The organism is Selenomonas sp. KH1T6, from assembly GCF_900108415.1.
Classification (GTDB): Bacteria; Bacillota; Negativicutes; order Selenomonadales; family Selenomonadaceae; genus Selenomonas_B; species Selenomonas_B ruminantium_A.
Window position 1 is genome coordinate 1 of sequence record NZ_FNWN01000018.1, and the last position, 12,299, is coordinate 12,299.

At 51.8% G+C, this 12,299-nt stretch carries 11 protein-coding genes; 7 read left to right on the forward strand and 4 right to left on the reverse strand.

Translation table 11 applies throughout. The annotated features are described in order from the left end of the window. Positions 1-92: 92 nt before the first annotated feature. Entirely contained in the window at positions 93-359 is a 267-nt protein-coding gene (locus tag BLW59_RS17425; RefSeq protein WP_139283647.1) for a hypothetical protein, read from the reverse strand. 187 nt (positions 360-546) lie between these two features. On the opposite strand from BLW59_RS17425, the gene BLW59_RS17765 reads away from it, so the two are divergent. Together BLW59_RS17765 and BLW59_RS10930 are read left to right on the forward strand one after the other, a co-directional pair. After that, positions 547-669, forward strand: coding sequence for an LD-carboxypeptidase (locus BLW59_RS17765; RefSeq protein ID WP_175463413.1), 123 nt, complete (start codon positions 547-549; stop codon positions 667-669). 109 nt (positions 670-778) lie between these two features. Next, complete coding sequence (locus BLW59_RS10930) at positions 779-1,420, forward strand: N-acetylmuramoyl-L-alanine amidase (RefSeq protein WP_074697855.1); 642 nt, start codon at positions 779-781, stop codon at positions 1,418-1,420. Between the two features lie 116 nt (positions 1,421-1,536). Here BLW59_RS10930 and BLW59_RS10935 read toward each other — a convergent pair whose 3' ends face one another. After that, a complete protein-coding gene (locus BLW59_RS10935) occupies positions 1,537-2,913 on the reverse strand; it encodes a serine hydrolase domain-containing protein (protein ID WP_074697816.1) in 1,377 nt (458 codons plus the stop codon). Positions 2,914-3,098: 185 nt separating this feature from the next. On the opposite strand from BLW59_RS10935, the gene BLW59_RS10940 reads away from it, so the two are divergent. From BLW59_RS10940 to BLW59_RS10960, 5 genes are all read left to right on the forward strand, one after another. Beyond that, entirely contained in the window at positions 3,099-4,481 is a 1,383-nt protein-coding gene (locus tag BLW59_RS10940; RefSeq protein ID WP_074697817.1) for a transporter, read from the forward strand. A 9-nt stretch (positions 4,482-4,490) separates the two neighbouring features. Then, positions 4,491-6,632, forward strand: coding sequence for a hydantoinase/oxoprolinase family protein (locus BLW59_RS10945; protein WP_074697818.1), 2,142 nt, complete (start codon positions 4,491-4,493; stop codon positions 6,630-6,632). Positions 6,633-7,002: 370 nt separating this feature from the next. Next, positions 7,003-8,946: a D-alanyl-D-alanine carboxypeptidase family protein gene (locus BLW59_RS10955; RefSeq protein WP_074697820.1), complete on the forward strand. Its 1,944-nt coding sequence runs from the start codon at positions 7,003-7,005 to the stop codon at positions 8,944-8,946. Between the two features lie 2 nt (positions 8,947-8,948). Continuing rightward, positions 8,949-9,074: a DUF1343 domain-containing protein gene (locus BLW59_RS18150; RefSeq protein WP_139283648.1), complete on the forward strand. Its 126-nt coding sequence runs from the start codon at positions 8,949-8,951 to the stop codon at positions 9,072-9,074. Next, on the forward strand, positions 9,071-10,657 hold the full coding sequence (locus tag BLW59_RS10960; protein ID WP_318258515.1) for a DUF4127 family protein: 1,587 nt from the start codon (positions 9,071-9,073) through the stop codon (positions 10,655-10,657). The genes BLW59_RS18150 and BLW59_RS10960 overlap by 4 nt, the downstream gene beginning before the upstream one ends. 100 nt (positions 10,658-10,757) lie before the next feature. Here BLW59_RS10960 and BLW59_RS10965 read toward each other — a convergent pair whose 3' ends face one another. After that, positions 10,758-11,459: an MmcQ/YjbR family DNA-binding protein gene (locus BLW59_RS10965; RefSeq protein ID WP_074697821.1), complete on the reverse strand. Its 702-nt coding sequence runs from the start codon at positions 11,457-11,459 to the stop codon at positions 10,758-10,760. Positions 11,460-11,496: 37 nt separating this feature from the next. Further along, the gene (locus BLW59_RS10970) at positions 11,497-12,258 is read right to left on the reverse strand and encodes a DeoR/GlpR family DNA-binding transcription regulator (protein WP_074697857.1); all 762 of its coding nucleotides are present in this window, start codon (positions 12,256-12,258) and stop codon (positions 11,497-11,499) included. Positions 12,259-12,299 lie beyond the last annotated feature (41 nt).

Genomic DNA, 12,299 nt, shown 5'->3' on the forward strand with positions numbered 1-12,299 from the left:
AGTCATAAAAAGCGCCGAAGGAAGGTGTATGGTCTGGTGAAAAGCCTGACAGTATGGCCAGAGCCTCATCAGAGCGCAGACGTTCAGCCCAGTCAACAAGAGAGGTGGACTTGAGCCAGATGGAAAGCAAGTAGGAACGCAGCATAGAGGAAGGCAGCCATGCAGGACGACCTTCCTCTGAGTAAAAAGGGGCGCATGATCTCGTCAACCGGTGAAAGGTCAAGAGCCATGAGCTTGACTGCCAGTTTGCGCTTCTTATTGTCGAAGCGCTTGAGGCGACTGTTGTGAATGCGTTGGGAGAGGAGCTGCTTGTAGGCAGCGTGGGAGCCAATAGAGCCAATATCAGGCAATCTCAGCATGATGTTCACCTTCTTTCAAGTACTATTGTACATGTGAACCATCAAACTGAGATGGGTGATACTAATTCGCAGCAGTATTTTGCCATAAAATGTGGGGGCACATTGAATAATGTGCCCTGACTCAAGTCAGACAAATAGAGGGCTTTGAGTTTTCTAATTTACATATAAGGTGAGATAAGGGAAGCAGGTGTATTTTGCGGGGACAGACTCTACGCGTGCTACTGACTTGAACCGCTTTTTTGGCGATGATGAGGTGCAGGCCATTCTCTGCCCGCGGGACATGGCAAGAATAATGTGTATTTGCCCCTAGGCATTCACGCTGTCATGGAAGCTCAGGCAGATGGCAGCGCCAGCCTGAAGCTGGATGCGGCCACAACGCAGGCCAAGTGATGCCGGGGAGTATGGGGAGAGCGAAGTTTATGATAAGAAAGACCGTACTTCTTCTTTTGTTTTCACTTTTCCTTATGACAGAAACTTTTGCTGGTGAATTACAGATAATTGATAAACCAATACTATGGTCTGACTATAGAGAGCAGCTTATGCGTGAGTATGCCGCAACACACTACAGCATGGATCAAATATATATCATCCCTCAAGCTGTGGTTGTGCATTGGACAGCCTCTGGTACCTGGGAATCGGCATACAAGCATTTTTACAATGAGGCGCGCGCTGATGGGACTCTGAATGTTGCCTCCCACTTTCTTGTGTCACGGGAGGGGCGAATATACAGACTCACACCTGAAACAGCACTTAACAGGCATATTATAGGCTATAACTGGTGTGCCATCGGCATAGAAAATGTAGGTGGAGTTAACGGCGAGGAAGATTTAACGGACGCGCAACTTGAAGCAAATGTTGAGCTGATCAAATATCTGCATAAAAAATACGCTGCAATTTCCTATGTCTTTGGCCACTATCAGCAGGATGCAGCCAAAAGCAGTGGCTTATATATTGAAAATGTACCTAACTATCGCTCAGAAAAAGTAGATCCGGGCCATATTTTCATGGCTGCTTTGAAAAGTCGCTTGCAAGGTGAAGGCCTTAAATTTTATGATGACTAGGATGATGCTGAGATCGAGGTTTTCGATAAGCACAGATGTATTGAAAGGATATTGCAAGTTTGCCATACAAAAGGGGAGGCTGTTAGCAGCCTCCCTTTTGTATGCATTAAGTTTTATCAGCGGACAAACACATTGCGGCAAATAGCATCGCCAAGGGTTTCTTCCCAGATGTAGTTGTTGCTGAATTTACCGGCGCTGCGTGCATCTTCATCCTCTTCGATGGCTTCGCCGTTCATGATGTAGACATAGCCATCTTTGGTGTTCGGACGGATGGCCAGCATGGAGAGCAGGCCGAAAGCTTCACCGGTGTGTCCCACCAGGTCGATCTCCGTATCCTTGCAGAATCTGGCTGTGCTATTGCCGTCCATCTGGTAAATGCCCAAACCATAGGAGAGAATCGTGCCGCCATAGTTGTTGCCGTTCTTAGTTTTGTCGTCATAAATCCATTCCCGGCCCAGCATGGTCTTAACCGAAGCCGGTGAGAGAACCTGCTTGCCCTTGTAGGTGCCATCGTTAAGCAGCATGGAAAGCGCATGGGAAAGCTCCTCACAGGAAATCCGCAGACCGCCTGCCGGGGAAAATAACGTAGCATTGGTGCCGGGAACATAACCCTTCAGGCTGTAGGTGTCCTGGAAGTTTTCGGCATAAGGATTATGCAGGGCAATGGTGTCTTTGGCCGGTTGCCCCTCTGGATAACCATCCTGCGTAGCGCGCCATGGTCCTTTTTCATTCCAGACGCCGGCGGTGTCTTTTTTCTGATAAACTGCGCCGAGTTTTTTGAATTCCTTCTGGCTGAAATTACCAGGCAGATAATCCGCTTTTATATCCAGCTGTTTTAAGATATGGTTCTTTTGATACTGGTCAAAGCGTTCGCCTGTGACTTTTTCGATGATGGTTCCTAAAAGGCCATAATTCAGATTGCTGTAGGCAAAGTATTTGCCCGGTTCCTGGCCAGCAGGTGCAAAGTGTGCGCCATCTTCGTAGAACTTGCCGTCTTTGCGGAAGAATTCTTGCAGCCCCATTTGTGGCGGAATGCTGTAAATCTTGCCATCACGCAAAGAGGACTGGTGAGAAGCAAGCATTCTCACGGTAATGGGTGTATCCGGGTAATTGGGGTTTCTGAGCGTGAATCCCAAATATTTGCTCACATCTTCGTCCAGATTGATTTTTCCCTGTTCGACCAGCTGCATGATAGTGAACACGGTAAACATCTTGGAAATGGAAGCTGCGCGAAAGCGGCTTTCCCGAGTAAAGGGGTGATTTTTTTGTGGATTTTGGCTGTCGATAATAGCTGAACCTTGAAAGCTGCTGTAAACTTCTTTGCCATCCTTAAAGGCGATTACCCCCAGCCCTGGAACTTTGGTTCCGGTATCCCCAACCATTTGGGCAAGCTCGTTGTCCAAATCGGCTTTGCTTTCCTTGCTCATAGCCAGACAGGTGTTCATGAGCAGGCAGAACATTGCCAGTACAATCGCGGTGATTTTTTTCTTCATCCCATTCAAACTCCTTTTACGATTTTCATGCAAACGGCCTTGTGCTGTAACCTGTTTCTTTTATATTAGACGCTTTTTTCTGAAAAATCAATGCAGGATGCGCGGCCAACGAAAGAGGATTTGTCTAATAACTGTCGAAATAATTAGTAAACTGGTTTGTTTAATGTAGTGGGGAGTGGATGTATATGAGTTTTGCGGGGATTTTGCTTTTATTGGGCTTTGTGCTGTTTGCCATCTTGATGGTGAAGCGCCTGTTGCCCACCTTATTGGCGCTTCCCTTGATGGCGGCGTGGATTGCCCTTATTTGCGGCGTGCCTTTTTTTGACTGGTTAGGCAATATCGTCGTGAAAGGTTCTTTTCGCCTGAGTGCGCCTATCGTGCTGGTGGTCTTTGGCTCCATGTTTGCCAAGGTGATCCAGAAGACGAATATTTCTGATGCCATCATCAAAAAAGCCGCCGAGCTTTCCGGGGATAAGCCCATCGCTTTAGCGACTTTGATGACGGCGGCTACGGCCTTTGTTTTTTTAGGGATGACCGGTTTGGGGGCCATCATCATGATTGGTTCCATTGCCATTCCCATTATGACCAGTGCAGGAGTTGAGCCGATAGATGCCGTAATCCTGATTCTTTTGGGCATGACGACCGGCAGTGCCCTGAACTTTGCCGGAGCGGCGGCAGGCATTGGCATATTTGGCGCCGAGGCGGTGCTGAAATACTTTATTCCTGGGGCGCTCATTTCCCTGACGGTGACAACGGCGTATATCGTCATCAATATCCCGCGGGGGAATAATGATGGCGGCTCGGCATTTGCCTTGTTGCGCGGATTTATAGGGGGGCTTCTTTCGGTGCCAGTCAGTCTGGTGAAAACTTTGGGGAAATTGCTTGATAAGAAGCCGGGAACGCTGGTCAAGAAAAAGCAGGCACTCCCTAACGCTGCTTTGGTTACGCCTATTCTGCCACTGGCGGTCATCGCTTTGATCAACTTCACCATGGGGCTGGGCAATCCCGCTGAGGGAAAGGTTGACCCGGTGGCGGCAGCGGTACTGGGCTTTTTCATCGCTTCTGCCTATGCGGCACTGCTGGTTCATCCTTCACAGGCGATTAACCTGTTCACAGGTTCCCTGGTGGATGGCATCAAGGATGTGGCCGGGGTTTTGTTCCTTTTCATGGGGATTGGCATGCTGGTGACAGCGACCACCCAGCAGGCCGCCGTAGAAATCCTGAATCCCTTGATGACTGCCATCATGCCATCTTCCTTCTATGGCGTATTGATTTTCTTTACGCTGCTGGCGCCGGCGGCTCTCTACCGTGGCCCCTTCAATATGTATGGCATGGGGACAGGGATTGCCACTATCCTGACGAATCTGAATTTCCTGCCGGCCTCCGCTTTGTATGGTATGTTTGCGGGCGTAGGTTATCTGCAGGGGATTGCCGACCCCACCAACTCCCATAATACCTGGCTGGCCGGTTTTGCCGGTGTGGATGCTACCGCTGTAATGAAAAAGGTTCTGCCCTACGCCTGGGCAGCCTGCGTCATGATGATGATTTTTGTAGCAATCTTGCAGTGAGGTGGGACTATGAGACAAGTGCGAATCGGCATTGACGTAGGCGGCACCTTCACCGATGCTGTGGCAATTGACAGCGCCACCTACGAGATCATTGCCCAGGAAAAAATCCCCACCACCCATGATGCCAAAGAGGGCGTAGCTGAGGGCATCGTCAAAGTCCTGCAAAATATCCTGCAAAAGAACGGCATTGCCCCCGAAGAAGTGGTCTTTATCGCCCACGGGACCACGCAGGCTACCAATGCCCTGTTGGAAGGCGATGTGGCCTGCACCGGGATTCTGGCCATGGGCAGTGGTCTGGAAGCCGGACGGGCAAAGACCGTCAGCAATATCGGCAATATCCCGCTGGCTTTGGGCAAGGAACTGAAAACTGTCTACTCCTTCGTGGAAACGGCAGATGCTAAAGCTGACGAACAGGAAATTGCCGGCAAGATAAAAGAGCTGAAAGATGCCGGCGCAGAGGTCATTGTGGCCACGGAGGCTTATAGCGTGGATGACCCTGCCAACGAAAGTTTAGTGGTGAAACTGGCGCGGGATATGGGGCTTTACGCTACGGGGGGCCATGAGGTTTCCAAGCTCTACGGGCTGAAAGTCCGGACCAGGACGGCTGTGGTAAATGGCAGCTTGATTCCGCGCATGATGGAAACGGCGGATATGACGGAGGCCTGCGTCAAGCGCTCAGGAATTCCAGCCTCTCTGATGATTATGCGCTGTGATGGCGGCGTCATGACCGTTGATGAAGTGCGGCGGCGTCCGATTTTAACCATGCTTTCGGGGCTGGCTGCCGGCGTGGCAGGTGTCCTGATGTACGAAAAACTCTCGGACGGGATTTTTCTGGAGGCAGGAGGTACATCCACGGATATTTCCGTGGTAAAAGACGGCCGTGTCATGGTGCGCTATGGTGAAATCGGCGGCCATAAAACCTATCTTTCCTCACTGGATGTGCGGACTTTGGGTGTGGCCGGCGGCAGCATGATTCGCGTGGAGGATGGAAAGATAACGGATGTAGGCCCGCGCAGTGCGCATATTGCGGGCCTGCCCTATGAAATTTTCTCGCCAAAACTGGAATCGCCGCGTTTGGAACTGGTGGCACCGCTAAAAGATGATGAGCGATCTTTCGCCATTGTCACCGGCGCAGATGGACGCAAGGTTTCCTTAACCCTTGCCGGAGCCGCCAACCTTTTGGGCAGTGTGCCTGAGGGGGATTATGCCTACAGCAGCGAAAGGGAAAATGCCCGCGCAGCCTGGCAGGCTCTGGGTGATGTTTTGGGCATTACCGCCGAGGAAGCTGCCAGAGCCGCCATGGACAAGGCCGCTGAAAAAATCGGGGCGATAGTAGAGCGGCTGATTGATGAATACCATCTTTCGCCGGAACTATTGTGCCTGGCCGGTGGCGGCGGCAGCGGCGGTGTCGTAGTGCCCTATCTGGGCAAAAAAATGAATGTCCAGTGGAAGATAGTGAAAAACGCCCCCATCATATCCACTATAGGCGTGGCTATGGCCATGGTGCGCGAAGTGGTGGAGCGCACGGTTACGAATCCCACTGAGGGTGATATGAAGGCTATCCGTCACGAAGCCTTGGAGCAGGTCATGAAATCCGGGGCGGCAGAAGCCACGGTGGAAATCGCCATCGAATATGACAAGAAAACCAACATTTTAAGGGCTACTGCCACAGGTGCTACTGAGCTCAAAATGGGTGATGTAGCGGCAAAGGCGCTATCTGACGCAGAAATCCGGCAGGTGGCGCTAAATTCCCTCAGGCTGCCGGACAAGGAGGTAACGGAAGTCGCCGCCGCTGGCAAATGGCATGTTTTTGACGGGCGTGTCTGCAAAAAATTCCTGGGACTGTTCACTAGCGAGAAACACATGGTAAGAGTCATTGATAGAAGCGGCGTAGTTACTTTGCAGCGGGAAGGCGTAGGCGTAATCGTCACCAATAAGGTCAAATTGAAAACGGACTTGGAAACGCTGTTTGAAGAAACCGCCACTTATGGCACCGTGGGCGAAGAACTGCCGATGCTGTTTGCCTATTACGGCGAGAAACAGCTGGATTTGTCGGGGCTGACCGCGAGGGAACAAATGCTCTCGGTGCTCGAAGCCGAGCTGGATGTTCTTTCTGCAGAGGAGCCGGTTATCCTGCTGGCGGTAAGATAACAACGGAGTTATTCTGCTGTGTAAGGTAAAACGCCTGCGTACTTGGGGCCGCAGGCGTTTTACGTAATCGCATTTACATTTATGGGAAAATGGATTGTATCTTGAACTCGGAGGTGCTTTTCTGGAATATGACAGGGCTTCGCCGAAAATCTTGATTATTCACGGAAAGGCCGATACTATGGCAGAGGTTGAAAGTGCCAGATATATTGTCGATCACATTGGCAGCAGCCGGAAGGAAATAGTTTTGCCGGATGGAGCCGGGCATTTGCTTCCCTTGAGGGAAGGATGAGAAAATATTTTCAAGAAGATCGCAGCCTTTCTTGATACGTTTTGATTTTTGAGGATTGGAAATTGTGCAGGAGGTACTGGTGTGAAAAAAATCTTGCTTGCTACTTTATTGGCGGGGGCAGTGTGCAGCCCGCTGGCTTACGATGGAGGATATAGTCACGTTGAGGCGGCTGAGGCGGTGCATGCTGGCGCAGGCCAGGGCGCAGAGGCTGATAATCTGCTGCTGGTGAACAAGACCAATAAACTGCCCGATGATTATGAGGAAAAGGTTGACCTGGTGACGGTCAAGAATTGTTTTGGCAAGGAATTTCAGGTTGAAAGAGAAACATATAAGCATTTTCTGTCCTTGCGGGAGGACTTGCTGAAGAGGGGGATTCAGATAGAGCTGGAGTCTGCCTACCGCAGTGTAGCCCGTCAGCGAGAACTCATCGAGGAACTGCGGGCGACAGAGGGAGAGGACTATGTGAAGAAATATGCCGCTGTCCCGGGTTACTCTGAGCATCATACGGGATTGGCACTGGATGTTACCATAGTCAAAGAGGGCAGCCCTACCAATGATGTGTATGGAACCTGGGAGACGCCCTATCAAAAAATGCACAGGCGTCTTGCCGAGCACGGCTTTATCCTGCGCTATCCGCCGGGGAAATCGGCTATCACTGGCTACGATTATGAGTCGTGGCACTGCCGTTATGTGGGCCGGGAGGCCGCCAGGAAGATTTTTTTGCAAGGGCTGACCCTGGAAGAATATCTGTCCGGTGGCAGAGAAACCCAGAACATGCAGGGCAAATACGGTTCAGCTGCATATTGGACAAAGCGGAATCCTGCAGGTGAAAAAGAGCTGCCGGGGGCAGAACTGAAACAGTTGCAGGAAGAAATGCGCCGCCAAAACTCCCTGCTGGTGGATATGGAAAGTTTTCCTGCAGAAGTGACGGCAGAATATATCAGGGAAAAAATCAAGGTGTCACGGGATAATTACCTGTGGTTTGAGCCGGAGAACATATATGAGAACGGCAGGCCTCTGACCAAGGAGCGCTACCGGCAAGTGGAGGAAAACTGTGTGCCGGAGTCCCTGCCGGCCAGACAGGCCGTGAAGTTTGCCCTGACTACCTGCAGAGCGAACCTGCGCTATCTGCCAGAAAGTGAGGGCTGGTATGAAGGCCCGCGCGACACCCATTATGACCTGGTCCAGGCGCTGACTCTTTATCCGGCAGAGCCCCTGGCTGTACTGGCGGAGAGCCGGGACAAAAAATACTTCTTTGTGCAGCTCAGGAATTATGTGGGCTGGGTGGACAAAAAAGAGATTGTGCTTGTGGACCATGCCAAGTGGCTGGAATATGCAGCGCCAAAGGATTTTCTCGTCTTTACAGATGGCAAAAAGCGCATAAATATGGGAAATGGCTCCTCCCTGCTGTTCCAGATGGGTGCCCGTCTGCCCTTGAAGAAGCCGGAAGTCCGGAGAAATGGGACCTGGCTGGTGGTCATGCCCGTGTCTGTTGAGGGAAAATTCGCGGAAAAGCTGGTCAGCATACCTGCTGATGAGACTGTCCATAAGGGGTGGCTGCCGTATTCAGAAAACAATGTGCTGCGCCAGTCCTTCCGCTTTTTGGGAGAGCTGTATGGCTGGTGCGGGCTGGAAGAAGGGGTGGACTGCTCCTTGTTCACCGCTGATGTTTATCGCAGCTTCGGCCTTGATATTCCCGGCGATGCCGTGGAGCAGAGAAGGGCCATGCCTATGCGCAAAGGTATCGAAGATTTGAGCCGTGAAGGCAAGCTGGCTGTTATTGGTAGCTGCCACCCCGGCGATTTGCTCTTTTCCGAAGGCCATGTCATGTTGTATTTGGGTAAGGATGACAGGGGCGAACCGCATATCATCCACGCAGCCAGCAGCAGATGGTTTCCCGGTGAGGGGGATGAGGGAGCGCTGAAATACTATACCCGCAGGGTGACAGTGGATGATCTTTGGTGGCATAAGACAGACAATGGCCGGTGCATTGATGGCCTTATAGCCATCGGAGGCATAAGGTGAGAATGCTAAGGGAATCAGTGGACAGCGGTATGGATCCTGTAACAGGGATTCCCATCCTGTCGCTTTACGACGGGGACACCGTCATGCCCGCTAAGGAGGATATGAAACGGGGTGCGTTGAATTGTTGAAAATAATATTTATGTTCTTATTGACTGTGCTTTTATTGCCCTGGTGCTCTGCTCAGGCGGGAGGCAGGATACTGTTTATTCCTCATGATGATAGGCCGATTTCCTATCATCAGACAGTAGAAGTGGTGGAGGCAGCCGGCTATGAGCTGGTGTTGCCGCCCAAGGAGCTTTTGAGCAATGCCACCAACATGGGGCATCCGCAGGAACTATGGCAATGGCTGCGGGAAAATGCATCCCAAGCAAAGTCGGCTATTATAGCGTCTGATTCCATGCTTTATGGGGGGCTGATACCTTCGCGAAAGCATGAGGTCAGTCAGGCAAAGATTGCCGAACGCCTGGAGAATTTCAAACGGCTGCGGCAGGATAATCCCCAACTGCATATCTACGTCTTTGATTCTCTTATGCGTACGCCATTTCAGGGATGGGCAGGCAATATCGAGGAGCCTGCCTATTATGAGCAGTACGGCGCTGCTATCTTCCAGTACACCCGTCTGCTGGACAAGGGGGAAATAGGCAGGCTTTCTGCGGCAGAGGAGCGGGATTTGCAGGCATACGAAAAAGCTATCCCCCAGGAGTGCCAAAAGGATTGGTTTGGCAGACGGGCCAAAAATCTGGCTGCCACCAAAGAGCTGATGGATATGACGGCAGCGGGCACCATCGATTATCTGATTTTGGGCAGAGATGACAATGCTCCCTTGTGCCAGACCCATCGGGAAAATCGGGAGATTCTGACTTATGCAGAGCAGAATAACCTACCCAAGAGCAAATTCCAATCCATGCCGGGGATTGATGAATTCAACATTTTGCTTTTGAACCGGGCTATCAATGATATGACGTGTAATATCCCCTTTGTCTGTGTTCGCTATGCTCCGGGCAAGGGCGGGGACACCGTTCCGGATTTTTCCGATGAGAAGATTTCCAAATCTGTAGAAGCCGCGCTGAAGATTGCCGGGGGGATGCAGGTGAGAACCCCCAAGCGGGCCGACCTGCTGCTGCTTGTCAATACAGAGGAAAAAGGCATAACCATTGAAACCCATAACGGCTTGCCTACAGAGGCGGATTTTGTGCCGGATTTGAAAGCGGATAAGGGTACAAAAGCCTTTGCCAAAATGGTGGAAGAGGCTGTCAAGGCCGGCCATCCTGTGGGGGTGGCAGACATAAAGTATGCCAACGGCGCAGACAATGCCTTGCTGAATATTTTGGAACAAAAGAACCTGCTGTTCAAGCTCAAGACGTATTCCGGCTGGAATACTGCCACCAACTCCACTGGCTTTGCCTTGGGTACGGGGATGCTGGCGGGGAAAATGACCGACGCTGCCAAGGATCACCTGCTTGCGGTGCGTTATCTGGACGACTGGGCTTATCAGGCCAATGTGCGCTCACATGTAGGCACGGAACTGGTGCGGAACTTTGGCAGCTATAAGTATTACTACAAACTGGATGACAAGCTCGCTTTTGCGGAAAAGCGCAACACAGAGCTTATGCAGGATTTCGCCAGGAAGCATATGCCCAATATTCCTGCAGATTTTACCGTCAAGAACCCATGGCTTAGGATGTTCGAATGTGATGTGATCTTTCGTTAAAAACATAGGAAGGTTGGGGAGCAGAAATACAAAATTACGCAATTAAAAGGCACTGTGTATAAAATGCTTTCGCATTTCATCACAGCGCCTTTTTATTTGGCTATTTCTTCCTGCTTTTGGTCTGCGCCAGGGCGTAGCTCTCGTCAATCCGCTGCCGCAGTTCTTCCAAGGGAATAGAGCCGTCCAGGCAGACTGTGTACCAGTACTTGCGGTTCATGTGCCAGCCGGGGAAGTACCTTTCGTTATCGACTAATGCCGCCACCTGCTCTGCGGTGCCGTGGAGGTTCATGACACGGATGGGATTTTTCCCCCCAAGGCCGATCTTGACAGGCAGGATCTTCATCAGGAGCATATACCATTTCCTGGTGGCTTGGCAGCGCACCACTGCTGCATCAGTATCTTCCCAGGGATATTCGATCTCATCACCGTACTTCTCTCGGGCATAGCGCAGCACTTCCTCCACATAGCGCCCGTGGAAAGCCCCATGCTCACCGCATTTTTCCCCCAGCCGGGCCAGCACCCCTTCGTAAGCTGCCCGCACCTGGCCCACAAAGGCTCCCGCTGCATTTTCCACCAGATGGAGCACATAGGGAGCCTCCGCTTCCTTGTCCATCAGCAGAGTAAAGATCTTTCCCTCAAGCCCAACCTTCACCAGCAGCTCAAAGGCCCCATCCAGCAGGTCTTCACGGAAGATGAGCTCATCACCCTCCTGGACAAAGCCGGCTTCCGGCAAGAGCGCCCGCTGCAGCTTCGGCATTTCCTGGGGAGATAATTCATGCCATGCTTCGTTTGTGTTTTTCATTATATGCTCCCTTGCATGCTCCTTTTTCGCATCATCATCATACCAAGATCACTTCTGTCCCACCTGCCCGCAGTTCCTGCACGATGGTTTCATCGGCGTCGCTGTCGGTTACGATGGCTTCGATTTCCGGGAGCCTGGCTACTATCTCGAAATAGCTGCTGCCCAGTTTGGCGTGGTCGGCAGCCACTATCACATGGCGGGACTGGCGGATGAGCATCCGCTTGGTTTCGGCATCTGCATAGTCCGGCACGGTCATGCCGTGGGAGGCGTCAATGCCGTTGGCCCCCAGGAATATGTAGTCGATGCGGAACCTTTGGATGAAATCCGTGGTCAAAAGGCCCGTGAAGCCCCGGATGGCTTCATTGAATTCACCGGGCACCATGATGAGCTTGATGCCTTTGGCGGTGCTGAGCACCTGGGCTGTGTCCAGGGAATTGGTCAGCACGGTGATGTTCTTCTTGCCCCTCAGGGCCTCTCCTATGCGCTCGGCGGTGGAGCCGCAGTCGATAAAGACGGAATTGCCCTCGCAGACCATGTCCGCACAGCGCTGGGCGATGCGCTGCTTTTCCAAGGGCAGATGGGTCTGCCTGAGTTTCAGGCTGTAGACCACAGAGGTGCCGTGGTTCAGGGCTGCCCCGCCCCGAATGAGGGTGACCAGCCCTTGTCCTGCCATGACCTCGAAATCCCGCCGGATGGTCATGGCGGAAACATTCAGCTCCCGGCACAGCTCTGCCGTATAGCCTGTCTGGTGGGCTTGCAGGTACTTCAGTATCTCCTCGCGCCTTGCTGATGCCTTCATGGCTGCCAATCCTTTCAAGTTTGTTTTTTCCATCATACCAT